Raw genomic sequence first — 25,452 nt, 5'->3', positions numbered from 1 at the left:
TAGACTGCTCCGGTCCGTCGTCCCGGAATCCCTGCCACATGACCGCTACCGGCGCCGTCCCTCAGTTCTGGCGCGATCCCGCGCTGCCCTTTCTCGAAGCCCGTTCCATCCAGGACGGCCGCGCGCTCTGCTATGCCCCGCATTCCCACGAGACCTTTTCCATCGGCACCGTGCTGGGTGGGCGCAGTCGCTATCACAACGGTCGGACCCGCGAATTGGTGGGGGCGGGGACCCTGGTGCTGATGAATCCCGGTGACGTCCATGCCTGCAATCCCCAGGGCGAGGCTGCCTGGCGCTATCGCATGCTGCACGTGGATGCTGGCTGGCTGGCCGAGCTGCAGCGTCCGGGGCGCGACGACTTCCAGCCCCTGGCGGCGCAGCTGTCGCGGGACAGCCAGCTCTATGCCGGCCTGGAAGCCCTGCATGCCTGCCTGGTGGATCCCGACACTCTCACCCTGCAGCGCCAGAGCCAGGCGCTGCTGTATTTCGAGGCCGTGCTGGCCCGCCTGGGTCGCACCCCGGTCGCGGCGGCGCCGGTGCGCGAGGATCGCCGGCTGAGGCGCGCCGCCGAATTTCTCGATGCCCATTGCGGCGAAGGGGTCAGCCTGGACCAACTCAGCCAGGTGGCGGATCTCTCGCCCACCCAGCTGATTCGCAGCTTTCGCCGGCGCTTTGGCCTGACGCCCCACGCCTATCTGATCGACCGACGCATCCGCCTGGCGCGGCAGCGCCTGCGTCAGGGCGAGGGGCTGGCCGAGGTCGCCCTGGCCACCGGTTTCGCCGACCAGGCCCACCTGCAGCGCACCTTCAAGCGCCTGGTGGCGGCCACCCCCGGTCAGTATCGCGCCGCGTCAGCCCTCCCATAGCAGCGAAGCGGCGCACAGCACCAGCAACGCGGCGAGGGCGCGATTGAGCAGGCGCAGGCGACCTGGCGTCAGGGCGCGGCCACGCAGCCATTGACCGGCCACCGCCCAGCAGGCCAGGGAGGCGAAACAGATCACCAGGTAGAGGCCGGCGAACAGCGCCAGGCGGCCGCGATCCTCGCCCACGAACAGCGCCACCCCGGCCGCAGCGGCGAGCCAGGCCTTGGGATTGAGCCACTGCAGCAGGGCGCCGTCGCGAAAGCCCGGGCAGGCCGCCACTGCGCCGCTGCCCAGGTCCCCCGAGGCCCGTGTCAGTTTCCAGGCCAGGTACAGCAGGAAGAGGGCGCCCGCCACGCGCAGGATCCAGAGCAGTGCCGGCCAGGCGGCCAGCACCTCGTGCAGGCCGAGGCCGACCGCCAGCAGCAGGACGACGAAGCCCAGGGTGGCCCCGGCGACATGCCACAGGGCCGGTCGCCAGCCGTGGGTGAGGCCGGTGTTGAAGCCCACCAGATTGACCGGGCCGGGAGAGAGGGACGCCACCAGGGCAAAGGCGGCCATGGACAGGATCAGGGTCATCGCGAGGTCTCGACAGTTGTGGAGACCTGAACCTAGCGGGGATGCCCTCTGGAGGTATTGAAGAAAATGACCCTTGCAGCCCGACGAAAGGCGGGAATTCGCGGCGTTTCGCTAACGTCCATTACAGCGAGCCCAGCGCTCCCCCGGTGGTTTCAACGTCGCTGTCGGCCACCGGGGCTTTCTTTTCTCTCGTCCGGGTACGCTAGGGCGCGATGGGCAGGGTGAAGCGGAAGGTACTGCCTTCGCCCAGGGCGCTGGTGACGCTCAGCTCGCCGCCATGGGCTTCGACGATGCCCTTGGCGATATACAACCCCAGCCCATGACCGGTAGGGTTGTCTTCCTGGACATGCCAGAACCGCTCGAACACCCGCGCCTGCTGCGCCTGGTTCATGCCGCGACCGTTGTCCGTCACGCTGATCTCCGCCAGGTTGCCGACCTGCCGCATGCTGAGCTGTACCAGACCGCCCGGCGCGGTGAACTTGATGGCATTGCCCAGCAGATTCATCAGTACCTGGAAGATGCGTTCGGCTTCCACCAGGACCTGGAGCTCCGGATCGGCCGCGTATTCCAGACTGATGTTCTTGATCTCCGCCAGCGGGCGCGACAGCAGGATGGGCTGCGCGCAGACGTCGGCCAGGCGCGCGGGCTTCAGATCCAGCGCCAGGCGATCCGATTCGATCTTGGACAGGTCCAGCAGGTCGCTGATCAGGGCATTCATGCGATTGGCCGCGGTCTCTATCACCTCCAGCGAACCGGGCAGGCGATCATCGCCCGGGGCCAGCTTTTCCAGCTGGCGCTGCAGCATTCCGACCTTCATCAGGATGATGGTGATGGGGCTGCGCAGGTCATGGGAGACCGCCGCCACGATCTCGTCGCGTAGACGCACCGCCTGCCGCTCGCGTTCGACCTGGCGTGCCAGATCCAGCTCGATGGCCGAGCGGCGCAGGTCCTTGGCGGCGAACAGATCGGCCTGGCGCCAGCGTTCGGAACGCAGCCGTACCAGCTCCTTCCAGGCATCGAAGGAACGCCGCGGATGCGGATAGTTGAGCCCTGGACCCGGCATGGGCACCGTGGCTTCCAGCTTGGCCGGGTTACCGCTCCAGACCACCGTGGTAACGATCTCGGGGCGGAACCAGAGCACCAGGTTGCGCACCGGCTTGGGCAACGTCAGGGCCAGCACGCCACTGGCGCTGGCGCTGTAACGGCGGGCGTCGGGCAATTCGTCGGCCAGGCAGCGAGTCGCATAGATGCCCGAAGTGTCCATCTCGGCCGTGACCCAGGCGGCGAGGACGCGAATGTCCTCCGCGCCGGGGCACTCTCCCAGGGTGCAGAGCTCGTCCTCCACCAACACCGCGACCCCGGTGGCATCCACCAGCTCCAGGAGGTCGGTGGGTCTTTCGCAGAGTCCGCTGAGCACCTCGCCACGGCTGTCGCACATGCCCTGGATCAGGGCTGCCAACTGCGCCTCGCGGGCGTCGATCTCACGCTGCACCTGGCGATTCTCCAGAGCGCGGATCATCAGCGATACCAGCACCCCGACCGAGCGGCAGGCCATCCGCGTGCGATAGGGCAGATACAGGGGTTCGCGGTGGCCACAGCTGATCAGTCCCCAGAGCTTGTCGTCGCTGATCAGCGACACGCTCATGGAGGCGCGCAGACCCTGGTTGCGCACGTACTGGCAGTGGATGGGCGATACGCTCCGCAGCACCGCATGGGTCAGATCGATGGGGTCGCGCTCGGTGCCATGGAGAAAGGCCGGTACCAGCGGGATCGCCTCGTACTGGGCGTCGGGAATATTGCGGATCCAGTTCTCGTGATAGAGCGCCCGGGCCTGGGCGGGGATATCGCTCGCCGGAAAGTGCATGCCCAGGTAGCTGTCGATGTCGTCGACCCGATCCTCGGCCACCACCTGGCCATCGCCGCCATCATCGAAGCGATAGACCACCACCCGATCGAAGCCGGTCAGGGCGCGCACCTCGCGCACAGCGCCTTCGCACAGCTCGGGCAGGGTACGGGCCTGTTGCAGGCGGGCCAGGGCACGGGCCAGCCCGGCGGGTTCGACACCGCCATGGTCGTCCGGCTCGAATTCCAGGAACACCAGGCCATGATTGCGATGCAGGATCACGTCCATGTCGCGGACCGGACGCGTCCAGCTCAGCGGATTGGCCTCCTCCAGATGCTCCAGGGTCAGCGCCTGCCGCACCTGTTCGTACAGTTCGAGGGGCAGCACCTGCTGCAGCGGTCGATCCAGCAACTCGACCTGGGGCTTGCTGAACAGCTCGGGGAGGTTGCGGCTGGCATGCTTGATCAGCCCTTCCGCCTCATCGAACGCGATAAGGTAGCCGTGTGCCTGGATGGCGCCTGGAATGCGGATCGGCTCGCTTTCGCAGCTTTGCAGGGACTGACCGGAGGGTGCAGCAATCATGCGACTGTCTCAGATGAACTCTTGAATAGGACCGCAACGAGGCGGACCTGTTAAAGCTTTAGCACCGAATGGCTGTGAATGTGATGCCGTTCACGCACTGCCAGCAGTCACCGCACCATTTTCGCATTGGCATTATCTGATAACCATTATCGCGATCATTTTTTGCCGAAGGGTTCATCTTTGGCGGCGGATCCCGCGACTGGTCTCGCGGGCTGACGGCGGTATCATGGCGCTTTGTCCAGAGTTCAGTCATGGCCCGCTTCCGCCCCTTGCCCATCATCGACCGCAGCCGGGATGACCTGTTCATGCGCGAAGCCCTGGCCCTGGCGGAACAGGGCGCCGCCCAGGGCGAGGTGCCGGTCGGCGCCGTGGTGGTGCTCGACGGCGAGGTCATCGGCCGCGGCTTCAATCGCCCCATCGGTGCCCACGATCCCAGCGCCCATGCCGAGATGCAGGCGATTCGCGACGCCGCCGCGCGGCTGGCCAACTACCGGCTGCCTGGCGCGACGCTCTATGTGACGCTCGAACCCTGCAGCATGTGCGCCGGCCTCATCGTCCACAGTCGCATCCAGCGCCTGGTCTATGGCGCCAGCGAGCCGCGCGCCGGCATGGCCCAGAGCCGCGGGCGCTTCTTCGAGCAGGACTTCCTCAACCACCGGGTGCTGGTGGAGGGTGGGGTGCTGGCCGAGGCCTGTGGTCAGGTGCTGACCGACTTCTTCCGCGCGCGGCGCAATCCCGCGGCCGGCGAAGGCTAGGCCGCCAGTTCGCGCATCCGCGTGAGCACGGCATTCAGGCCGTTGCTGCGCGATTGCGACAACTGCCGTTCCAGGCCGAGTTCGCCCAGCCAGCCGTGAATGTCGAGGCGGCCCAGCTCTTCGCGGGTCAGGCCATTGGCGCGCACCAGCACCACGGCGAGCAAGCCCTTGAGCACCCGGGATTCGCTGCTGGCACGAAAGAAATGACGCTCGCCCTGGGCTTCATGGGTCAGGCGTACCCGGCTCTCGCAGCCCTGTACCAGGTCTTCGTCACGCTCCTCGAGCACCGCCGGCAGGCGCTCGGCCCACTGCAGCAGCAGTCGCGAGCGCGCCTCCCAGCCCTTGGCGATGACAAAGGCGCGGCGGGCTTCCGCCGCATCGGGAAGCAGATTCATCGCAAGAGCTCCAGGGCGTTGTCCAGGGCGGTGAAAAAGCGCTGCAGGTCCTCGGCATCGTTGTACAGGCCCAGGGAAATCCGCAGCGCACCGGGGGTCTGCAGGGTCTGGAACAGCGGCATGGCGCAGTGCTGACCGGCGCGCACCGCGATGCCCTGTTCGCCCAGCAGATGGGAGAGATCGCCGACGTCCACGCCCGCGACCTGGAAGCTGGCCAGGGCGATCTGGGGTTCACCCAGCACCCGCACGCCGTCGCGGGCAGCCAGCCCGGCCAGCAGCTTCAGGCTCAGGGCCTGCTCGTGACCGCGGATCAGCGTCTCGTCCTGGCCCTGCAGCCAGTCGACCGCCGCGCCCAGGGCGATGGCCGCGCCTATGGGCGGCGTCCCCGCCTCGAAGCCCATGGGCGCGGCGTGGAAGCGGGCGTCGGTGAAGGTGGTGTGCTGCACCATCTCGCCGCCGAATTGCCAGGGCTTGAGCTGCGCCAGGCACTCGGCCTTGCCCCAGAGCACGCCGATGGCCTCCGGGGCATAGAGCTTGTGGCCGGAGAACACATAGAAATCGGCGTCGAAGTCGGCCGGGCGATGCCGCCCATGGACCGCGCCCTGGGCGCCATCCACCACCAGCCAGGCCGGCGAGCGTGCCCGGATCAGGGCCGCGAGTTCCGCCAGCGGCTGCCAGGTGCCGAGCACGTTGGACAGTTGGCTGACCGCGACCACGCGGGTGCGCGGCCCCAGCAACCGCTCGGCGGCTGCCAGATCCAGATGACCGCTCGGAGTCAGCGGGATGACCCTGAGTTCGAGGCCGCGACGCCGGGCCAGCTGCTGCCAGGGCAGCAGGTTGGCGTGGTGCTCCAGGGCACTGATGAGAATCTCGTCCCCGGCTGCGAAGGCGTCTTCCAGGCCATAGGCCAGCAGATTGAGCGCCTCGGTCGCGCCGCGGGTCAGCACCACCTCGGGCGGCGCGGCAGCGCCCAGCCAGGCGGCGATCCGCCCCCGGGCGCCTTCGTAGGCGGCGGTGGCGCGCTCGGCAGCCCAGTGCTGGGCCCGGTGCACATTGGCCGCACCCAGGCTGTAGCTGGCCAGCAGGGCATCCAGCACTACCTGGGGCTTCTGCGCCGTGGCGGCGCTGTCGAGGTAGGTGATGCCGTCGGCGGCGAAGGCGGTGAAAGCCGGGAATTCGGCTCTCCAGGGGGAGGGTAGCGACATGGCGACAGCTCCGGGGTAGCCCGCGCGAGGCGGGCTGCCCGGTTGTGGACTCAGTTGTGCGCGTGCAGCGCTTCGTTGAGTTCGATGGCGGTCTTGTTGGTCTTGCACTCGACCGCGCCGGTTTCCGAATTGCGGCGCAGCAGCAGGTCGCTCTGACCGGCCAGCTCGCGCGCCTTGACTACCCGTACCAGCTGGTTCTGGTCATCCAGCACGGCGACCTTGGTGCCCGCGGTCACATAGAGACCGGATTCCACGGTGCAGCGATCGCCCAGCGGGATGCCAATGCCGGCGTTGGCGCCGATCAGGCAGCCTTCGCCGACGCTGATGATGATGTTGCCGCCGCCAGACAGGGTGCCCATGGTGGAGCAGCCGCCGCCCAGGTCCGAGCCCTTGCCGACGAAGACGCCCGCGGAAACGCGGCCTTCGATCATGCCGGGGCCGGCGGTACCGGCGTTGAAGTTGACAAAGCCTTCGTGCATCACGGTGGTGCCTTCACCCACATAGGCACCCAGGCGCACGCGGGCGGTATCGGCGATGCGCACGCCGGCCGGCACCACGTAGTCGGTCATCTTGGGGAATTTGTCCACCGAGAAGACTTCCAGCAGCTTGCCGCGCAGACGGGCTTCCAGCTGCTCGGCCGGCAGCTCGGCCAGGTCGATGGCGCCCTGGTTGGTCCAGGCCACGTTGGGCAGCAGGGCGAAGATGCCGCTGAGGTTCAGGCCGTGGGGTTTGACCAGGCGATGGGACAGCAGGTGCAGCTTCAGGTAGGCCTCGGGGGTGGAGGCGGGCGCGGCGTCTTCGGCCAGCAGGGTGGCCACCAGCGGCTTGGTGCTTTCCGCCAGGCGGGTCAGCAGCGCCGATTGCACGGCATCGATGCCCTTGAGGGCTTCGGCCAGGCCGCGGGCCTGGGCCGGGGCGAAGGCGATGGCCTGGTTGCCGCCCTGGTAGTCCAGCAGCGGCGCGACCGCCTCGACCAGCGCCGCCGGGGGATTCAGCAGGGGCTGTGCATAGAAGACTTCCAGCCAGGCGTCCTGGCGATTCTGGGTGCCGACACCGAAGGCGATACTGAAGAGGGCATTCGACATGAGACTGTTCCTTTGCAGAGGCACCGATCCGGTCGGTGCGAGATGTTCGGTAGTAGGGGCGGTGGCCGCGGGATCAGTTCAGGGCCGCGGCATAGAGCTCGGGCTTGAAGCCCAGCAGGGTACGGTCGCCGAGATCGAGCACGGGTCGCTTGATCATCGAAGGCTGCGCCAGCATCAGGTCGATGGCCCTGGCGGTGTCGAGGTCGGCCTTCTGGGCGTCGTCGAGCTTGCGGAAGGTGGTGCCGGCGCGATTGAGCACCTTGTCCCAGCCATGCTCCGCGCACCAGGCCGCCAGCCGCTCGCGGTCGATGCCGCTCTGCTTGTAGTCATGGAAGTGGTAGGCCTGGCCGTGCTCGTCGAGCCACAGGCGGGCCTTCTTCATGGTGTCACAGGCCTTGATGCCGTAAAGGCTCAGGCCACTGGCCGCTGCGGGCATGGCGTTCTCCTGCGAAAGACTGCAACCGCGGATTATGCCATGACAGGCCGGAAAAGGGCCGGGCGTCGCGCCCTGAGTGCAGAGGGCGGAGGCCGGAAAGCAGAAGGCCGGGGAGTCCCCGGCCTTGGCGATCAACCGCGGCTTTTCACGCCGTAGGTTTCGTCGAGGGTGCCGGGGGTGCCGTCACCCTTGGGCGCGTAGTCCCGCGGCGCTTCGGTCGGGCCGTCGATGCGCTCGCGACTGGAGGGGTAACGCTGCTCGGCGCTGTGCAGCGAGGCCAGCAGGTGCTGACGGGTCAGTTCGTCCTGGGCCAGGCGCTCGGCGCCTTCGGACAGGTGCGACTGCATGTCCTGGTAGGTCTGGGTGAGCTTGCGCACCAGGCCGGCGGTGGTGCTGAAGTGGCTGGTGACCTCGTGCTGGTAGTCGTCGAACTTCTTCTGCAGATCATCCAGCTGGCGCTGCACCCGGCTCGGCGCGGCACCCGGCACCAGGCGTGCCAGCAGAAAACCTATCCCGACCCCGATCAGCAGCGCGACCAGGGGCAACAACCAGGTAGTGAGCGACTGTTCCACGAAACTTCCTCTATGAGCGGCTTTGCTTTACGGTAACGGCAGACCGGCGAGCCTGTACACTGGGTTGCGTCTTCTGCCATTCGCTGGGCGTCATCATACCCCGCACTCAGGCATCGCGCAGGATCGACCCTATCAAAATCAACTCCTTGGATGAGCACTGTTCGTCCGGGATCACGGAGTCAAGCGTGTCAGCCCGTGAACAACCCCTGCTGCTGGAGGGCCCCGCGGGCACTCTGGAGGCGCTGTACCAGAGCCCGGATGCCCCCACCGGCGCGGTATTGCTCTGTCATCCCCATCCGCTCCATGGCGGCGCCATGCAGAACAAGGTGGTCGCCACCCTGCAGCGCATCGCCCGGGATGCCGGCCAGGCCACCCTCAGATTCAATTTTCGCGGCGTTGGTGCCAGCACCGGCGTGCATGCCGGTGGCGAAGGCGAGATCGACGATGCCGCGGCCGCCGTGGCCTGGTTGCGTGAACGCCATCCCGACCTGCCCCTGACCCTCTGCGGCTTCTCCTTCGGCTCCTGCGTCGCCGCCTGCCTCGGCGGGCGCCTGGAAGGCGAGGGCGTGGCGGTGGAACGGCTGTTCATGCTGGCGCCGCCGGTGGAGCGTTTCGCGGTCGACGGCCGCCTGCCCCAGCGGGCGCGCCTCACCGTGATCCAGCCCGAGGCCGACGAGGTGGTGACCCCCGAGCGGGTCTATGCCTGGTCCGCGGCGCTCGAACAGCCGCACGAATTGCTCCGCGTCGCCGACTGCAGCCATTTCTTCCATGGCAAACTCGTCGAACTCAAAGATCTGGTCCTGCCCCGCCTGCAGGCCTGACCCTCGTTAGTCTCTCGGATTTCCAGCGCCTCCATGACCACTCGCATCCTCACTGGCATCACCACCACCGGTACCCCGCACCTGGGCAACTATGCCGGGGCCATCCGTCCCGCCATCCGCGCCAGCCTGGCCGACGATGCCGACTCCTTCTATTTCCTCGCCGACTACCATGCCTTGATCAAGTGCGACGACCCGGCGCGCATCCAGCGTTCGCGCCTGGAGATCGCCGCCACCTGGCTGGCCAGCGGCCTGGATCCGGAGCGGGTGACCTTCTATCGCCAGTCCGACATCCCCGAGATCCCCGAGCTGACCTGGCTGCTCACCTGCGTCGCCGGCAAGGGCCTGCTCAATCGCGCCCATGCCTACAAGGCCGCGGTCGACCGCAACCTGGAGCAGGGCGAGGATCCCGATGCCGGGGTCACCATGGGGCTCTACAGCTATCCGGTGCTGATGGCCGCGGACATCCTGATGTTCAACGCCCTGCGTGTGCCGGTCGGGCGCGACCAGATCCAGCACGTGGAGATGGCCCGCGACATCGGTCAGCGCTTCAACCATCTGTTCGGCAATGGGCGCGACTACTTCGCCCTGCCCGAGGCGGTCATCGAGGAAAGCGTCTCCACCTTGCCCGGTCTCGATGGTCGCAAGATGTCGAAGAGCTACGACAACACCATCCCGTTGTTCGGCAGCGCCAAGCAGCTCAAGGACGCCATCGCCCGCATCGTCACCGACTCGCGCCTGCCCGGCGAGCCCAAGGATCCCGACAGCGCCCACCTCTTCACCCTCTACCAGGCCTTCGCCACCCCCGAGCAGAGCGCGGCCTTCCGCGCGGCCCTGCTGGACGGCCTGGCCTGGGGCGAGGCCAAGGGCCGGCTGTTCGAGCTGCTCGACGCCGAGCTGGGCGAGGCCCGCGAGCGCTATGCGGCGCTGATCGCCCGTCCCGATGATCTGGAAGACATCCTGCTGGCCGGTGCCGCCAAGGCCCGCCGCTATGCCACGCCCTTCCTCGGCGAGCTGCGCGAAGCCGTGGGCCTGCGCTCGCTCAAGACCCAGGTCGCCACCGGCGGCGCGAAGAAGAAGGCCAGCAAGACCGCCCGCTTCGTCAGCTTCCGCGAGAGCGACGGCAGCTTCCGCTTCCGCCTGCTCGATGCCGACGGCACCGAACTGGCCCTGTCGATCCCCTTCGCTGAGGCCAAGACCGCCGGCATCACCAGCAAGCAGCTGGTCACCACGCCGGCCAGTGTCGTGGCGGGAGAGGGCAACGGCTTCCAACTGCTGCTGGCAGATCAGGTGGTGGCCGAGGGCGTCGCCAGCGATTCCCCCGCCGCGCGCGATGCGCTGATCGAGCGGACGCGCACCGCACTCGCGCAATTGGCCGAGGCCTAAAGGGCACCCGCGGTCCCCGGCGTTGTCAACGCCAGGGACCGCCATTACAGTGACCACCCTTTTTTCCCACCCGACCAGAAGCCGCCATGACCCCCCTCGAGCGTTACCAGGCCGACCTCAAGCGCCCGGAGTTTTTCTACGATGCTGCCCAGGAAGAGGCCGTCCGCCATCTGCAACGCCTCTATGACGAATTGCTCGCCGAGCCCGCGTCCAAGGGTGGCCTGTTCGGCAAGCTGCTCGGGCGCAAGACGGTCACGCCGGTCAAGGGGCTGTATTTCTGGGGTGGGGTAGGGCGCGGCAAGACCTATCTGGTCGATACCTTCTATGACGCCCTGCCGTTCAAGCAGAAGATGCGCACCCACTTCCACCGCTTCATGAAGCGGGTCCACGAAGAGCTGCGCACCCTCAAGGGCGAGAAGAATCCGCTGACCATCATCGCCCGACGTTTCGCCGACGAGGCGCGGGTGATCTGCTTCGACGAATTCTTCGTCTCCGACATCACCGACGCCATGATCCTGGCGACCCTGCTGGAAGAGCTGTTCAAGAACGGCGTCAGTCTGGTCGCCACCTCGAACATCGTGCCTGACGGCCTCTACAAGGACGGTCTGCAGCGCGCGCGCTTCCTGCCGGCCATCGCGCTGCTCAAGGAGCACACCGAGATCGTCAACGTCGACAGCGGCGTGGACTATCGCCTGCGCGCCCTGGAGCAGGCGCAGCTGTTTCACTATCCGCTGAGCGACGAGGTCGAGGCGGCGATGGCCAAGAGCTTCCGTTCGCTCACCGTCGAGTGCAACGACCTCTGCGAAGACGTGCCGCTGATGATCGAGAATCGCGAGATCCGCGCGCGCCGCACCTGCGAAGACGTCGCCTGGTTCGATTTCCGCGCCCTTTGCGACGGTCCGCGCAGCCAGAACGACTACATCGAGCTGGGCAAGATCTTCCAGACGGTGCTGGTCAGCAACGTCGAGCAGATGGATGCGCTCAAGGACGACATGGCGCGGCGCTTCATCAACCTGGTCGACGAATTCTACGATCGCCAGGTCAAGCTGATCCTGTCGGCCGAAGTGGAGCTCAAGGACCTCTATTCCGGTGGCCGCCTGGAGTTCGAATTCCAGCGCACCCTCAGCCGCCTGCTGGAAATGCAGTCCCACGAATACCTGGCCCGTCCGCACAAGCCGTGAACCCTGCCCGGGTTGAAGGATCAATCCTTTGACCCAGGTTTTCGGGAGGTACGTGTGAATTCCGATCCCTTCGCCGAGTGGGACGGCTCGCCCGCCCAGGCGCGCATCCTGCAGAAGCAACTGGCCACCCAGGTCCTCTTGCACGATGACTTCGGCGCGCCGCGGCGTTACGCCGGGGTCGACGTGGGCTTCGAGGAGGGTGGCGAGATCACCCGCGCGGTCGCCGTCCTGCTGGATGCCGAGACACTGCAGCCACTGGCCCATGCCGTCGCCCGCATCCCTACCGTGATGCCCTATGTGCCGGGCCTGCTGTCCTTTCGCGAATTGCCGGCGCTGCTCCAGGCCCTGGCGGAATTGCCGGAGACGCCCGAGCTGGTGTTCTGCGACGGCCATGGCATCGCCCATCCGCGCCGCCTCGGTATCGCCGCCCATCTCGGGGTAGTCACCGGTCTGCCGACGATCGGCGTGGCCAAGAAGATTCTCACCGGTCACCACGGCGAACTCGCCGAGACGCGCGGCAGCCGGGTCGACTTGCGCGATCGCGAGGGCGGGGTGATCGGCACGGTGCTGCGCAGCAAGGACCGGGTCAAGCCGCTGATCGTCTCGCCCGGGCACCGGGTCAGCCTGGCCAGCGCACCGGCGCTGGTCATGGCCTGCGTAAGGCGTCACCGTCTGCCGGAACCGACGCGGCTGGCCGATCACCTGGCCTCCCGTCGCCAGGGTTCGGAGGCGACCCAGGCGCTATTTTCTTTCTAGCTTGCGGTTGCTTTTCTGGCGTGAACGGGTATCATGCCGCAGCTTTCTTGGCGGGGGATGCCTAAGCCTGCCGAGATCGCCGTAGCGGACGCCGACCCGAGCCCCCGAAGAGCGTCTGTTTCCGGCTGCCCCCGACTTGTCTGGGGTTGCACTGTTGTGTAGAATTTGCCGTCTTTTTACCAGGGCGGCCTCTGAGGCCATAGAGAATGAAAACTTTCACCGCAAAACCGGAAACCGTTAAGCGCGACTGGTACGTCGTCGACGCTGCTGGCCAGACTCTGGGTCGTCTGGCTACTGAAATCGCCACTCGCCTGCGTGGCAAGCACAAGCCCGAATACACCCCTCACGTTGACACCGGCGACTACATCGTCGTCATCAACGCCGAGCAGGTTCGTGTGACCGGTGCCAAGACTACCGACAAGATGTACTACCATCACTCCGGTTTCCCGGGTGGCATCAAGTCGATCAACTTCGAAAAGCTGATCGCCCGTGCTCCCGAGCGCGTCATCGAGACCGCCGTCAAGGGTATGCTGCCGAAGAACCCGCTGGGCCGCGACATGTATCGCAAGCTCAAGGTGTACAAGGGTGCGAACCATCCGCACACCGCTCAGCAGCCCCAAGAACTCAAGTTTTAATCGGGATAGTACAACATGTCGGCAACTCAAAATTACGGTACCGGCCGTCGTAAGACTGCCACCGCTCGTGTCTTCCTCCGTCCGGGCACTGGCAAGATCTCCATCAACGATCGCGCTCTGGACACCTTCTTCGGTCGCGAGACCGCGCGCATGGTCGTGCGTCAGCCCCTCGAGCTGACCGAGACCCTGGAGAAGTTCGACGTCTACGTTACCGTCGCTGGCGGTGGTGTGAGCGGTCAGGCCGGTGCTATCCGTCACGGCATCACCCGTGCGCTGATCGAGTATGACGAAGGCTACCGCAGCTCCCTGCGCAAAGCCGGTTACGTCACTCGTGACGCCCGTGAAGTCGAGCGTAAGAAAGTCGGTCTGCGCAAAGCGCGTAAGCGTCCGCAGTACTCCAAGCGTTAATCCTTCGGGATACGCTCGAAAAACCCAGCCAAGCGGCTGGGTTTTTTTATGCCTGGGATTTTTCGGCAAAGGGTGCGCATCCCCAATGGTGTGGGTTCGCCGCCAAAGGTCGGCAGTCCGGTATCGGCCGAACGTTGGGCTTCGCCACGCTCAGCGCCAACCTACGTCGATTCCCTCGGGCACCGTAGGTTGGGTTGAGGCAACTCCACCGGCGAAGCCCAACAATCAGCCCATCTCCCCGTGTTGGGCTTCGCTACTCTCAGCGCTAACCTGCGTCGATTCCCTTGGGTCCGTAGGTTGGGTTGAGGCAGCTTCACCGCCGAAGCCCAACAGTCAGGCCATCCTGTCCTTTGTTGAGCTTCGCCACGCTCAGCGCCAACCTACGTCGATTCCCTCGGGCACCGTAGGTTGGGTTGAGGTAACTCCACCGGCGAAGCCCAACAATCAGCCCATCTCCCCGTGTTGGGCTTCGCTACGCTCGGCGCCAACCTACGTCGATTCCCTGGGCCCGTAGATTGGGTTGCGGCAGCTCCACCGCCGAAGCCCAACCAGGCAGGCCTTTATCGCGGGCAGGGCTCCAGTGCGTAGAGGGCTAGCCTGTATCGATCTATCGGGACCGGCTCGTCACCCTCGGTGCGCCATGCCCACTCGAATTCGAGGCATAAAAAAGGGGCGCCTAGGCGCCCCTTTTCATGGCTGGCGGAGATCAGCCGGGATGATTTTCCCGCGACTCCTTGAGCTTGCGATCGAGTTCGGCCTGGGTGGCTTCATCCTCTTTCACCGCATCGGCCTTGGGAGCCTCTGCAGGGGTGTCGGCTTCGCCGGTCAGGGCGACGGTAGCCGCTTCTTCCTGCGCAGGGCTGGGCACGATTTCCACGGGCTCTTCCACCACGATCAACGCCGATTCGGCTTCGGCTGCAGGCAGCTCTTCAGCGATCGGGGCCGGCTGGGCTTCGGGCGTCTGTTGCGGCTCGACGGTACCTACCGCCGCGGTGGCGAAGGTTTCCTCGGTTTCTGCAATGGCACCCAGGGCAGGGGCCTGAGCGTCCTGCTCGGCCTGCTTGGCGCGTGCCGCTTCGGCTTCACGTGCCAGGCGCTCGCGACGACGGCGCTCACGCGGATCGTTGGAGGCGCGACCGGCAGCCGATTCCGCAGCTTCGGTCTCGACCGGTGCCGCGGGAATGGGCGCGGTGGCCGTTACCGGAGCGGTCTGCTCGACCACCGGAGTGGTGATCTCGACTTCCTGGTGCGGCGCACGCTCGTCCTGCAGCTGGCTCACCTGGGGGGTGAGGATCTCCGGCTGGGCAGGGGCGTCCGCTGCGGGCTGCTCCATTGCAGCCTCCTGGGTGGCTTCGGTGGCGGCCGGAGTTTCGGCGGTGGCTGCCGACTCCTGCTGGCGAACGTCACGAACCTCTTCCTGGGTGGCAATGGCGGTCACGCTTTCGCTGACCACGACGGCGGTACCCAGGGCGACCGCGGCCGGCGCGACAGGGGTGTCGGTGGCTGCAGTACCTTGCTCTTCGTCTTCGATGAAGTTGCCGTTGGCATCACGCTGACGCTCGCGACGGTTGCTGCGACGACGCTGGCCGCGGGAACGGCGACGCGGACGCTCTTCGCCTTCTTCCAGCTCTTCGTTGCCTTCCAGCACCTCTTCTTCGTTCAGCTCTTCGGCGCTGGCCGCTTCCTGGCGCTCTTCGCGGGCCTTGCGTTCTTCGCGCGGCTGACGCTCTTCACGCGGCTTGCGCTCTTCACGCGGCTGACGCTCTTCGCGAGCCGGACGCTCTTCAGCGCTCACGCGCTCTTCGCGGGGTTGACGCTCCTCACGAGGTTGACGCTCTTCGCGGGGCTGACGCTCTTCACGCGGCTGGCGCTCTTCGCGAGTGGCACGCTCCTCGCGGGGCTGACGCTCCTCGCGCGGTTGACGCTCCTCGCGGGGCTGGCGTTCTTCGCGCGGTTGGCGCTCTTCGCGATTGGCGCGCTCTTCGCGGGGCTGGCGCTCCTCGCGAGCCGGGCGGTCTTCACGGGTCTGACGCTCTTCACGCGGCTTGCGCTCTTCGCGGGCCGGGCGTTCGCTGCGTTCGCCACGATCGGCGCGCGGCTGGCGTTCTTCACGCGGCTTGCGCTCGTCGTCACGGCGGCCTTCACGGCGGCGATTCTGCTGACGACCGTTGCGGCGCTCGTCCTGGCGACGCTGCTCGTCGCTGCTCTTGGGCGCTTCCGGAGTGGCAGCGGTCTTGTCGACCATGGGCTGCTCTTCGGTCTTGCCGGCGAACAGGCTGACCAGGGACTTCACCAGACCCTTGAACAGGTTCGGCTCGGCGGTGGTCTTGGCGGCAGGGGCAGCAGGAGCGACCACTTCGGCGGCGACCGGGGTGGGGGCCGGTGCGCGCTCAGGCGCCACCTTCACGGCCGCTTCCTGGCGCACCAGGGTACGGGTGGAGCTGACCGGCTGCACCTCTTCGGCTTCGGTGTTGGCCATCTCGTAGCTGGACTGGCTGTTCAGCAGCTCGGGATTGTCGTCACGCAGACGCTGCACTTCGAAGTGCGGGGTCTCGATGTGATCGTCCGGCAGGATGATGATGCGCACGCGGGTGCGCAGCTCGATCTTGGTGATGCTGTTGCGCTTCTCGTTGAGCAGGAAGGACGCCACCTGGATGGGTACGTGGGCGCGCACCTCGGCGGTGCGATCCTTGAGGGCTTCTTCCTCGATCAGGCGCAGGATGGCCAGCGACAGGGATTCCACGTCGCGGATGATGCCCTGGCCGTTGCAACGGGGGCAGACGATGCCGCTGGTTTCGCGCAGGGAAGGGCGCAGGCGCTGGCGGGACATTTCCAGCAGACCGAAGCGGGAGATGCGACCGATCTGCACGCGGGCGCGGTCGGCTTCCAGGGCTTCGCGGACGCGATCTTCCACGGCGCGCTGGTTCTTGACCGGGGTCATGTCGATGAAGTCGATGACGATCAGGCCGCCGATGTCGCGCAGACGCAGCTGACGGGCGATTTCCTCGGCCGCTTCCAGGTTGGTCTGCAGGGCGGTTTCTTCGATGTCGCCACCCTTGGTGGCGCGCGCCGAGTTGATGTCGATGGACACCAGGGCCTCGGTGGGATCGATGACGATGGAGCCGCCGGACGGCAGCTTCACTTCACGCTGGAAGGCGGTCTCGATCTGGCTTTCGATCTGGAAGCGATTGAACAGCGGGACACTGTCCTGATAGAGCTTGATCTTGCTGGCGTACTGCGGCATCACCTGACGGATGAAGCTCAGGGCTTCTTCCTGGGCTTCGACGCTGTCGACCAGGACTTCACCGATGTCCTGACGCAGGTAGTCGCGGATGGCGCGGATGATGACGTTGCTTTCCTGATAGATCAGGAAGGGGCCCTTGCGCTCACCCGAGGCTTCGGTGATGGCGGACCAGAGTTGCAGCAGGTAATCGAGGTCCCACTGCAGTTCTTCGGTGCTGCGGCCCAGGCCGGCGGTGCGCACGATCAGGCCCATGTCGCCCGGGGCGTTCAGGCCGTTCAGGGCTTCGCGCAGTTCGTTGCGCTCTTCACCCTCGATGCGACGGGAGATGCCGCCGGCACGGGGATTGTTGGGCATCAGCACCAGGTAGCGACCGGCGAGGCTGATGAAGGTGGTCAGGGCGGCGCCCTTGTTGCCGCGCTCTTCCTTTTCGACCTGGACGACTACTTCCTGGCCTTCGGAGAGCACTTCCTTGATGTTGACGCGGCCTTCCGGGTTCTTCTTGAAGTATTCCCGGGAGATTTCCTTCAGCGGGAGGAAGCCGTGGCGATCAGCGCCGAAGTCGACGAAGGCGGCTTCCAGACTGGGTTCGATGCGGGTGATGCGGCCTTTGTAGATGTTGGCCTTTTTCTGTTCGCGGGCTCCGGACTCGATGTCCAGGTCGAACAGCCGTTGACCGTCGACCAGGGCAACCCGCAATTCCTCGGGCTGGGTCGCGTTGATGAGCATTCTCTTCATGTAATACCACTACGTTCCGGGCTCTCGGCCCGCAGGGTGGCAACAGGATTCAAGAGAAGGGTGCACGGGGTCGTATCGAAGCCGGGCAAAGCCGGCCTTCGTGTCCAGCAGCAGGCCCTGGGGCGTGCCGCGACTACGTCTCCTGCAGGCGCTTGAGCGACTGCCGTTGCAGCTCCACAGGAGGAGGAATCAACCAGGCATGGTGCGGGCGTGACAGCCGAAAGGCTCGGGCAGCCGGGTCGTCGCGGGATTCGTGTCAGGTGTCGCTCGGTTGGAGCATCGGCCGTTGGCCTTGAGGCTTCCACCTGCGATCGTCACCTTGGCCGAAGCTGGGCGCGAAGCGGGCTGCAGGCGTACTGTCAGGCTACGCGATACGCTGGTTGTGCATCTCCATCCTGCACACAATCTTCAGGAATCAGGTGCCGCCCGCAAGGTCCGGAGCGGTTGTCGTTTTACAGCTGGCACCCTGGGTGCCGCTGCCTTGGTTACCAGGCGGATCGCAGATCGCCACTCACCCCCTTGGGCAGAGTCGGCGTTCTGCTGGACGGCCAGACGTCCAGTGACTATTGCATTTGCAGCCTATATTCGCGGGCGGAATCTACGGCCTCGCGAGCGGTGCCATCCAGACAGGACTGATAACCGCCTCCGGACTATAGCAGCAAGCTTTAAGTGCTTCAAATAAGGGAAAATTGCTATCATCTGCCGATGACTAAGCCTCCTTCTCCCAGCACCGGCGTTCAACTGCTCGACGTGCCTGCCGACTATGCCGGCCAGCGCATCGACAACTTCCTGCGTACCCACCTCAAGGGTGCGCCCAAGACCCTCATCTATCGCATTCTGCGCAAAGGCGAAGTGCGGGTGAACAAGGGCCGCATCAAGCCCGACTACCGCCTGCAGGCCGGCGACCAGATCCGCGTACCGCCGCTGCGTCTGTCCGAGCCCGACGAACCTGCACCCCTGGCCAGGGGTCTGCTCGAGCGCCTGGAGGATTCCATCGTCCACGAGGACAAGGCCCTCATCGTCATCAACAAGCCGGCCGGTATCGCCGTGCACGGCGGTAGTGGCCTGTCCGGTGGGGTCATCGAGGTCTTTCGCCAACTGCGTCCCGACGCCCGCGACATCGAGCTGGTCCATCGTCTCGACCGGGATACCTCCGGGCTGCTGATGATCGCCAAGAAGCGCAGCATGCTGCGCTTCCTGCACGAGGCCCTGCGCGGCGACGGCGTCGATAAGCGCTATCACGCCCTGGTGCGCGGCCATTGGCCGGCGGCCAAGAAGAAGATCAGCGCGCCCCTGCTCAAGAACACCCTCAGATCCGGTGAGCGCATGGTCGAGGTCAATGACGAAGGCAAGGAGGCGCTCACCGAATTCCGCGTGCTGCGGCGCTATGGCGAATTCGCCACCCTGGTCGAGGCGCGGCCGGTGACCGGGCGTACCCACCAGATCCGCGTCCATGCCCGCCACGCCGGGCACGCCATCGCCGGCGATCCCAAATACGGCGACGAAGACTTCTCCCAGGAGATTCGCGAGCTGGGCGGCAAGCGGCTGTTCCTGCACTCGGCGAGCCTGGTTATTCCGCTGCCCGAAGGCGGCGAGTTGCGCCTGGAGGCGCCGGTCGACAGCACCTGGAGTCAGACGCTGGAGCGTCTGGATGCCTGATTACCAGCTGCTGATCTTCGACTGGGACGGCACCCTGGCGGATTCCATCGGCCGGATCGTCGAGGTGATGCACGTGGCGGCCGAGCAGCTGGGCTTGCCACCGCGCAGCGACGTGGCCGTCAAGGGCATCATCGGCCTGGAGCTGGTCGCGGCCATCCAGACGCTCTATCCGCATCTGGTCACTCCGGCGCAGATCGAGGGCTTTCGCGATGCCTACAGCGCCGAATTCGTCCGTCGCGAACAGCAGGCGTCGCCTCTGTTTCCCGAGGTGCTGAGCGGGCTGCAGCGCTTTCGCGCCCTGGGTTACCAGCTGGCCGTGGCGACGGGTAAGAGCCGGCGCGGCCTGGCCCGTTCGCTGCAGCAGCATGGCCTGAGCGAGTTCTTCGACATCACCCGTTGCGCCGACGAGGCCGCCGGCAAGCCCGATCCGCAAATGGTCGAGGAGATTCTCGCCCATTGCCGCGTGGCGCCGGAGCGCGCCCTGCTGATCGGGGATGCGGTGTTCGACCTGGAAATGGCCCGTCGCGCCGGGGTCGCTGCGGTCGGGGTGGCCTATGGTGCCCAGCCGGCCGAGGTGCTGAGGGATTTCGGGCCGCGCCTGGTGATCGAAGCTTTCGCGGACCTGGCGCTATGGCTGGGTGACAACGTTGTGGTCAGGAGTGAGGTTGGGCATGGCTGACGAGTGGAAGGAAGACAGCGGACGTACGCGTCCGGCGGACGACAAGACCTGGGCCCTGATCGAGAAGACCATGCTCGCCAGCGTGCGCGAGCAGCGGCGGGCGCGGCGCTGGGGCATCTTTTTCAAGCTGCTGACCTTCGCCTACCTGATCGTCATGCTGGTGCTGTTCACGCCCCTGCTGTCGCTGGGCAAGAAGGGTGGGGTGACCGAGTCCGGCGCCCATACCGCGCTCATCGAACTCAAGGGCGTGATCGCCGACGACGAGAAGGCCAGTGCCGACAATGTGGTCACGGCCCTGCGCAAGGCCTTCGACGACAGCAACACCCGTGGCGTGGTGCTGCGCATCAACAGTCCGGGCGGCAGTCCGGTGCAGTCCGGCTACATCTATGACGAGATCAAGCGCCTGCGCGGTCTGCATCCGGATATCAAGCTGTATGCGGTGATCACCGACCTCGGGGCCTCTGGCGCCTACTATGTGGCCAGCGCGGCCGACGCCATCTATGCCGACAAGGCCAGCCTGGTCGGCTCCATCGGCGTGACGGCGGCTTCCTTCGGTTTCGTCGGCACCATGGAAAAGCTGGGCGTGGAACGCCGGGTCTACACCTCGGGCGAACACAAGGCCTTCCTCGATCCCTTCCAGCCGCAGAAGCCCGAAGAGACCCGATTCTGGCAGCAGGTGCTGGATACCACCCATCAGCAGTTCATCGACAGCGTCAAGAAGGGGCGTGGCGACCGGCTCAAGGTCGAGGGTCATCCGGAGCTGTTCTCCGGGCTGGTCTGGTCCGGCGAGCAGGCGCTGTCCCTGGGGCTGATCGATGGCCTCGGCAGCGCCAGCTATGTGGCGCGCGATGTGGTCAAGGAAGAGCGGCTGGTCGACTACACCCAGGAAGACTCGCCCTTCGACCGTTTCGCCAAGCGCCTGGGCGCCAGTGTCGCCGAGCGCCTGGCGCTTTACATGGGCTGGCAGGGTCCGGCGCTGCGCTAGGGCGACAGCCTGCAGGTCTCAAGGGACCTGCAGGCCAGCCTCCCGCAGCAGTGCGGCGAGGCGGATGAGGGGGAGGCCGATCAGGCTGGTCGGGTCGTCCCCCTGCATGGCCTCGAACAAGGCGATGCCCAGGCCCTCGGCCTTGAAGCTGCCGGCGCAATCGTAGGGCTGTTCCGCAAGCAGGTAGCGGTCGATGGTCGCAGCCTCGAGCGGGCGAAAGCGCACCTGGAAATCCACCACCTCGCTGCGGCACTCCCCGGTGCGGCTGTCCAGCACGGCCAGTCCGGTATGGAACACCAGGGTGCGACCGCTGGCCCGGGCCAGTTGCTGCCGGGCTCGCTCATGGGTCAGGGGCTTGCCGAGAATCTCGCCGTCGATGGCGGTCGCCTGATCCGAGCCGATGATCAGGGTCGGCTCCGGCTGGTCGGCCAGGGCAGCGGCCTTGGCCCGGGCCAGGCGCTCCACCAGCGCCCTCGGGCTTTCTCCAGGCCGTGGCGTTTCGTCGATGTCCGGCGACCGATGAGCAAAGGGCAGCTGGAGTCTTTCCAGCAATTGGCGGCGGTAAGGCGAGCTGGAAGCGAGTAGAATGAGAGGCATCAGTTTGTTCTCGGGCGAGATCGACCAGAGGTCGGTCGGAGTCGCTTCGGGGTTAATTTCCTTTGACAGCCGTAAGGCCGTCCCTATAATGGCGCGCTTATGTTGAATGGGCCAATTCCACCTCAGGTCGATCCTCGCAAATTGGCGGATCGCGGCGTAACCCTCAAGGGTGAGCTGCCTCTCGCGAACATGCGGCGTGTCGGCGAGCAGCTCGTGAAGTCCGAAGGCGCGGTAGCCGTCGTCCTCGACTTCGGGCGTGATCAACAGCGGCAGTTCGTCATCCACGGTGTCCTCGATACCGCGGTCGAGATGATCTGCCAGCGTTGTCTGGAGCCGGCAGTGCTTCCCATCCACAGCGAATTCGATTTCGCCGTGCTCTGGGAGGGGCAGTCGGCCGATGCCTTGCCACAGGGTTACGATGCCCTGGAGGTTGGCGAAGATCCGCTGGATCTGCATAGCCTGATCGAAGAAGAGCTGTTGCTCGCTCTGCCGATCATCCCTGTGCATCCGGAAGGGGATTGCCAGCATCCGGAAGGTTTCGAGGCGCCCGAAGAGCCGGCGGACGAGGAAAAGCGACCCAACCCGTTCAGTGTACTTGCGCAGTTGAAGCGTGACCCAAACGTTTAGGAGTTAAATCATGGCTGTTCAGCAGAACAAAAAATCCCGTTCCGCTCGCGACATGCGTCGTTCGCACGACGCCCTCGAAGCGAACGCTCTGTCCGTGGAAAAGAGCACCGGTGAAGTTCACCTGCGCCACCACGTGTCGCCCGACGGTTTCTACCGCGGTCGCAAAGTGATCGACAAGGGTTCCGACGAGTAATCCTCGATCGAAATCGTCATCGCGATCGATGCAATGGGCGGGGACTTCGGTCCCCGCTGCATTGTTCCTGCTTCATTCGACGCTCTCGAGCGTTTCCCCGCCCTACATCTTCTCCTCTGTGGTCAGCGCGACGCCCTGTCGGCCTGGTCACCGCCTGCCTCTCTCGCCAATCGCCTGCAGTTCGACTACGTCGATGCCCTTGTCGGGCCCGATGAACGCCCCGCTGCCGTGGTGCGCAGTCGTACCCGGACGTCCATGCATGCTGCGCTCGACGCGGTCCGACAGGGGCGTGCCCAGGGCTGTCTGAGCGCCGGCAATACCGGGGCCTGGATGGCGCTCGCGCGACAGCTGCTGGGAACGCTGCCGGACATCGATCGACCCGCGATGATGTCGGCGTTGCCTGGACGGGGAGAGCACCAGACGCTGCTGCTCGATCTCGGCGCCAATCTCGACAGCTCTGCCGAACAGCTGGTGCAATTCGCCTATCTGGGGGCGGGTGCGGCCCAGGCGCGTGGCCTGGTGCGGCCAAGGGTCGCGCTGCTCAATGTCGGGCGCGAACCGGGCAAGGGCACGCCGGTGATCCAGGAGGCGGCACGGCGCCTCGCCCAGAGTCAGGCCTTCGATTTCATCGGCTTCGTCGAGGGCAGCGATCTCTATGCCGCCGTCGCGGACGTGGTGGTCTGCGATGGCTTCACCGGCAATGCGGTGCTCAAGTCCGGCGAGGCGTTGCTGCGCCTGCTGGTCGAGCGCAGCGGCACGGCCTCCTGGCTCGAGCGTCAGTTGCTGCAGCCCTGGCTGGCCCGGCGTTTCCGCCACTGGGATCCGGAGCTGCGCAACGGCGCGAGCTTTCTCGGCCTGAATGCGGTGGTGGTGAAAAGCCATGGCGCGGCAGGCGAAGTCGGTCTCGTTCAGGCCATCGAGCGCGCCCTGCGCGACGTGGAGACTGATCTCCCCGGGCGGATCCGGTTAAACTTGGCGGCTCTGAAAGCGGTGTGACCGACCGGTCGCCACCGACATCTCAGTCTGTCAGTGGCGGAACCGCGGTTTCGCCAGCAATGGACCTACAAGAGACCTGCCTATGTCTGCCTCTCTCGCTTTCGTCTTTCCCGGTCAGGGCTCCCAGGCCCTGGGCATGCTGGGTGAGCTGGCCACGCACCACGCACTGATCGGCGAAACCTTCGCCGAGGCCTCCGCCGTCCTCGGCTACGACCTCTGGGCGCTGACCCAGCAGGGCCCGCAGGAGTCGCTCAACCAGACCGACCGTACCCAGCCCGCCATCCTGACCGCCTCCATCGCGCTGTGGCGTCTGTGGCTGGCCGAGGGCGGCGCCAAGCCGGCCTATGTCGCCGGGCACAGCCTGGGCGAATACTCGGCACTGGTCGCCGCGGGCAGCCTGCCGTTCGCCGAGGCGGTACGCCTGGTGGCGCGCCGGGGTGAGCTGATGCAGCAGGCGGTGCCGGCCGGGCAGGGCGGCATGGCCGCCATCCTCGGTCTGGAAGACGCCCAGGTGCTGGCCGCCTGTGCCGAAGCCGCTCAGGGCGAGGTCGTCAGCGCAGTCAACTTCAATGCTCCCGGTCAGGTAGTGATCGCCGGTGCCGCCGCGGCGGTGGAGCGCGCCATCGAGGCCTGCAAGGCCTTGGGCGCCAAGCGCGCCGTGGCCCTGCCGGTCAGCGTGCCCTCCCACTGCGAACTGATGCGCCCGGCGGCCGAGCGCTTCGCCGAGGACGTGCGTGGCTGCACTTGGAGCCAGCCGCAGATTCCGGTGGTGCAGAACGTCAATGCCGGCGTCAACACCGACCTGGACAGTCTCCAGCAGGATCTGCTGGCCCAGCTGTACAGCCCGGTGCGCTGGGTCGAATCCGTGCAGTACTTGGCGGCCCAGGGCGTCACCCACCTGGTGGAGTGCGGCCCCGGGAAGGTGCTGGCCGGTCTGAACAAGAGATGCGTCAAGGGCGTGGAAACGCTGGCCCTGGACACCCCCGACGCCTTCGCCGCCGCTCGCGCGGCTTTTTGAATCGAGGAAAACGAGATGAGTCTGCAAGGTAAGGTCGCCCTGGTCACGGGCGCTACCCGTGGTATCGGTCAAGCCATCGCCCTGGAACTGGGCCGGCTGGGCGCCACCGTGATCGGTACCGCGACCAGCGAGGCGGGCGCCCAGCGCATCGCCGAGTCGCTCAAGGCCAACGGCATCGAAGGCACCGGCCTGGTGCTCAACGTTTCCGACAACGCCTCCGTCGCGGCCGCCCTCGAGCAGGTCCAGACCCAGTTCGGCGCCCCGTCGATCCTGGTCAACAACGCCGGCATCACCCGCGACAACCTGATGCTACGGATGAAGGACGATGAGTGGTTCGACGTGATCGATACCAACCTCAACAGCCTGTTCCGCCTGTCCAAGGCCGTGCTCAAGGGCATGACCAAGGGCCGCTGGGGTCGCATCGTCAGCATCGGCTCGGTGGTGGGTGCCATGGGCAACGCCGGCCAGGCCAACTATGCCGCCGCCAAGGCCGGTCTCGAGGGCTTCACCCGGGCACTGGCCCGCGAGGTGGGTTCGCGCAACATCACCGTCAACGCCGTGGCTCCGGGTTTCATCGACACCGACATGACCCGTGAACTGCCGGAAGCCCAGCGCACCGCGCTGCTGACCCAGATCCCGGCCGGTCGCCTCGGCCAGGCCGACGAGATCGCCAAGGTGGTTGGCTTCCTGGCGGGCGATGGCGCGGCCTATGTGACCGGCGCCACGATCCCCGTCAACGGCGGAATGTACATGAGCTGACCGGCGTTACCCCCGCGCGGCTATTGCGCTAAGCTGGTAAACTGTCGGACCAGCAATGGCCGCGCATACGTCTTGATGTCGCGTCAGCTTGAAATACGGAAATCCCTTTCTATACACTTACGCGCAATCCGTTGTGCGGATTTTTCCTTTAGGAGTGAGAACACGGTATGAGCACCATCGAAGAACGCGTTAAGAAGATCGTCGCTGAGCAGCTCGGCGTGAAGGAAGAGGAAGTTACCAACAGCGCTTCCTTCGTCGAGGATCTGGGCGCCGACTCCCTTGACACCGTCGAACTGGTGATGGCTCTGGAAGAGGAATTCGAGACCGAAATCCCGGACGAGCAGGCTGAGAAGATCACCACCGTCCAGGAAGCTATCGACTACATCGTTGCTCATCAGCAATAAGTAGTCGCCAGTTTCGGACACAAGAAGCCGCACGTCCTGTAGGGCGTGCGGCTTTTCTTT

Annotated in this window: 26 protein-coding genes; 17 read left to right on the top strand and 9 right to left on the bottom strand. The window is 66.0% G+C overall.

Annotation, left to right across the window (positions count from 1 at the left end; genetic code table 11):
* Nucleotides 1-38: 38 nt before the first annotated feature.
* Nucleotides 39-866: an AraC family transcriptional regulator gene (locus OXS31_RS15390; RefSeq protein WP_074584607.1), complete on the top strand. Its 828-nt coding sequence runs from the start codon at nucleotides 39-41 to the stop codon at nucleotides 864-866.
* Here the strand turns inward: OXS31_RS15390 and OXS31_RS15385 are convergent.
* Nucleotides 852-1,439, bottom strand: a complete 588-nt coding sequence (locus tag OXS31_RS15385) for a LysE family translocator (RefSeq protein ID WP_267400165.1) — start codon at nucleotides 1,437-1,439, stop codon at nucleotides 852-854. The two genes, OXS31_RS15390 and OXS31_RS15385, sit on opposite strands and share 15 nt — an antisense overlap.
* A 202-nt stretch (nucleotides 1,440-1,641) precedes the next feature.
* Nucleotides 1,642-3,864 carry an ATP-binding protein gene (locus OXS31_RS15380; protein WP_267400164.1) on the bottom strand — a complete coding sequence of 741 codons (2,223 nt, stop codon included), beginning with the start codon at nucleotides 3,862-3,864 and terminating at the stop codon, nucleotides 1,642-1,644.
* A gap of 251 nt (nucleotides 3,865-4,115) precedes the next feature.
* Here OXS31_RS15380 and tadA point away from each other — a divergent pair, with 251 nt between their 5' ends.
* Nucleotides 4,116-4,619: a tRNA adenosine(34) deaminase TadA gene (gene tadA, locus OXS31_RS15375; protein WP_144948364.1), complete on the top strand. Its 504-nt coding sequence runs from the start codon at nucleotides 4,116-4,118 to the stop codon at nucleotides 4,617-4,619.
* Here tadA and OXS31_RS15370 read toward each other — a convergent pair.
* From OXS31_RS15370 to OXS31_RS15350, 5 genes are all read right to left on the bottom strand, one after another.
* Nucleotides 4,616-5,014, bottom strand: a complete 399-nt coding sequence (locus OXS31_RS15370; RefSeq protein WP_027598263.1) for a SufE family protein — start codon at nucleotides 5,012-5,014, stop codon at nucleotides 4,616-4,618. The two genes, tadA and OXS31_RS15370, sit on opposite strands and share 4 nt — an antisense overlap.
* Entirely contained in the window at nucleotides 5,011-6,219 is a 1,209-nt protein-coding gene (locus tag OXS31_RS15365) for a cysteine desulfurase (protein ID WP_267400162.1), read from the bottom strand. The genes OXS31_RS15370 and OXS31_RS15365 overlap by 4 nt, the downstream gene beginning before the upstream one ends.
* A gap of 50 nt (nucleotides 6,220-6,269) precedes the next feature.
* Complete coding sequence (gene dapD / locus OXS31_RS15360; RefSeq protein WP_007160616.1) at nucleotides 6,270-7,304, bottom strand: 2,3,4,5-tetrahydropyridine-2,6-dicarboxylate N-succinyltransferase; 1,035 nt, start codon at nucleotides 7,302-7,304, stop codon at nucleotides 6,270-6,272.
* Between the two features lie 73 nt (nucleotides 7,305-7,377).
* Nucleotides 7,378-7,740 (bottom strand): ArsC family reductase, encoded by a 363-nt coding sequence (locus tag OXS31_RS15355; RefSeq protein ID WP_042137937.1) that lies wholly within the window; start codon nucleotides 7,738-7,740, stop codon nucleotides 7,378-7,380.
* A 131-nt stretch (nucleotides 7,741-7,871) separates the two neighbouring features.
* Nucleotides 7,872-8,312 (bottom strand): DUF1043 family protein, encoded by a 441-nt coding sequence (locus OXS31_RS15350; protein ID WP_007160614.1) that lies wholly within the window; start codon nucleotides 8,310-8,312, stop codon nucleotides 7,872-7,874.
* Nucleotides 8,313-8,497: 185 nt separating this feature from the next.
* On the opposite strand from OXS31_RS15350, the gene OXS31_RS15345 reads away from it, so the two are divergent.
* The 6 genes from OXS31_RS15345 (at nucleotide 8,498) to rpsI (ending at nucleotide 13,496) form a co-directional block, all read left to right on the top strand.
* A complete protein-coding gene (locus OXS31_RS15345) occupies nucleotides 8,498-9,133 on the top strand; it encodes an alpha/beta fold hydrolase (RefSeq protein WP_027598261.1) in 636 nt (211 codons plus the stop codon).
* Between the two features lie 33 nt (nucleotides 9,134-9,166).
* Nucleotides 9,167-10,516, top strand: coding sequence for a tryptophan--tRNA ligase (locus tag OXS31_RS15340; RefSeq protein WP_267400159.1), 1,350 nt, complete (start codon nucleotides 9,167-9,169; stop codon nucleotides 10,514-10,516).
* Nucleotides 10,517-10,602: 86 nt separating this feature from the next.
* Entirely contained in the window at nucleotides 10,603-11,697 is a 1,095-nt protein-coding gene (gene zapE, locus OXS31_RS15335) for a cell division protein ZapE (RefSeq protein ID WP_007160611.1), read from the top strand.
* 54 nt (nucleotides 11,698-11,751) lie between these two features.
* Complete coding sequence (nfi, locus tag OXS31_RS15330) at nucleotides 11,752-12,453, top strand: deoxyribonuclease V (RefSeq protein ID WP_267400157.1); 702 nt, start codon at nucleotides 11,752-11,754, stop codon at nucleotides 12,451-12,453.
* A 206-nt stretch (nucleotides 12,454-12,659) separates the two neighbouring features.
* The gene (gene rplM, locus OXS31_RS15325) at nucleotides 12,660-13,088 is read left to right on the top strand and encodes a 50S ribosomal protein L13 (protein WP_007160609.1); all 429 of its coding nucleotides are present in this window, start codon (nucleotides 12,660-12,662) and stop codon (nucleotides 13,086-13,088) included.
* Nucleotides 13,089-13,103: 15 nt separating this feature from the next.
* Entirely contained in the window at nucleotides 13,104-13,496 is a 393-nt protein-coding gene (gene rpsI / locus OXS31_RS15320) for a 30S ribosomal protein S9 (protein ID WP_007160608.1), read from the top strand.
* A gap of 706 nt (nucleotides 13,497-14,202) precedes the next feature.
* Here the strand turns inward: rpsI and rne are convergent.
* Nucleotides 14,203-17,475, bottom strand: coding sequence for a ribonuclease E (rne, locus tag OXS31_RS15315; RefSeq protein WP_267400149.1), 3,273 nt, complete (start codon nucleotides 17,473-17,475; stop codon nucleotides 14,203-14,205).
* A 705-nt stretch (nucleotides 17,476-18,180) separates the two neighbouring features.
* Between rne and rluC the strand changes: the two genes are divergently transcribed.
* The 3 genes from rluC to sppA are packed head-to-tail and all read left to right on the top strand — an operon-like array spanning nucleotide 18,181 to nucleotide 20,798.
* The gene (rluC, locus tag OXS31_RS15310) at nucleotides 18,181-19,134 is read left to right on the top strand and encodes a 23S rRNA pseudouridine(955/2504/2580) synthase RluC (protein WP_007160606.1); all 954 of its coding nucleotides are present in this window, start codon (nucleotides 18,181-18,183) and stop codon (nucleotides 19,132-19,134) included.
* A complete protein-coding gene (locus OXS31_RS15305; protein ID WP_007160605.1) occupies nucleotides 19,127-19,813 on the top strand; it encodes an HAD-IIIA family hydrolase in 687 nt (228 codons plus the stop codon). The genes rluC and OXS31_RS15305 overlap by 8 nt, the downstream gene beginning before the upstream one ends.
* A complete protein-coding gene (sppA, locus tag OXS31_RS15300) occupies nucleotides 19,806-20,798 on the top strand; it encodes a signal peptide peptidase SppA (protein ID WP_007160604.1) in 993 nt (330 codons plus the stop codon). Before OXS31_RS15305 ends, sppA begins: the two co-directional genes overlap by 8 nt.
* Before the next feature lie 18 nt (nucleotides 20,799-20,816).
* Here sppA and OXS31_RS15295 read toward each other — a convergent pair whose 3' ends face one another.
* Nucleotides 20,817-21,395 (bottom strand): Maf family nucleotide pyrophosphatase, encoded by a 579-nt coding sequence (locus OXS31_RS15295; RefSeq protein ID WP_044341765.1) that lies wholly within the window; start codon nucleotides 21,393-21,395, stop codon nucleotides 20,817-20,819.
* 99 nt (nucleotides 21,396-21,494) lie between these two features.
* Here OXS31_RS15295 and OXS31_RS15290 point away from each other — a divergent pair, with 99 nt between their 5' ends.
* From OXS31_RS15290 to acpP, 6 genes are all read left to right on the top strand, one after another.
* Entirely contained in the window at nucleotides 21,495-22,022 is a 528-nt protein-coding gene (locus OXS31_RS15290) for a YceD family protein (RefSeq protein ID WP_027599034.1), read from the top strand.
* A 10-nt stretch (nucleotides 22,023-22,032) separates the two neighbouring features.
* Nucleotides 22,033-22,215 (top strand): 50S ribosomal protein L32, encoded by a 183-nt coding sequence (gene rpmF / locus OXS31_RS15285; RefSeq protein ID WP_007160601.1) that lies wholly within the window; start codon nucleotides 22,033-22,035, stop codon nucleotides 22,213-22,215.
* Between the two features lie 6 nt (nucleotides 22,216-22,221).
* Nucleotides 22,222-23,211 carry a phosphate acyltransferase PlsX gene (gene plsX / locus OXS31_RS15280; protein ID WP_342354965.1) on the top strand — a complete coding sequence of 330 codons (990 nt, stop codon included), beginning with the start codon at nucleotides 22,222-22,224 and terminating at the stop codon, nucleotides 23,209-23,211.
* 82 nt (nucleotides 23,212-23,293) lie between these two features.
* A complete protein-coding gene (fabD, locus tag OXS31_RS15275; RefSeq protein WP_007160599.1) occupies nucleotides 23,294-24,229 on the top strand; it encodes an ACP S-malonyltransferase in 936 nt (311 codons plus the stop codon).
* A 15-nt stretch (nucleotides 24,230-24,244) separates the two neighbouring features.
* Entirely contained in the window at nucleotides 24,245-24,988 is a 744-nt protein-coding gene (gene fabG, locus OXS31_RS15270) for a 3-oxoacyl-ACP reductase FabG (protein WP_267400106.1), read from the top strand.
* A 167-nt stretch (nucleotides 24,989-25,155) separates the two neighbouring features.
* On the top strand, nucleotides 25,156-25,392 hold the full coding sequence (gene acpP / locus OXS31_RS15265; RefSeq protein WP_007160597.1) for an acyl carrier protein: 237 nt from the start codon (nucleotides 25,156-25,158) through the stop codon (nucleotides 25,390-25,392).
* Nucleotides 25,393-25,452: the final 60 nt, after the last annotated feature.

The organism is Pseudomonas sp. GM_Psu_1, assembly GCF_026544185.1.
In the GTDB taxonomy this organism is placed as follows: Bacteria; Pseudomonadota; Gammaproteobacteria; order Pseudomonadales; family Pseudomonadaceae; genus Chryseomonas; species Chryseomonas oryzihabitans.
The sequence above is the reverse complement of the archived record's forward strand: the minus strand, read 5'-3'. Positions and strand labels throughout refer to the sequence as shown.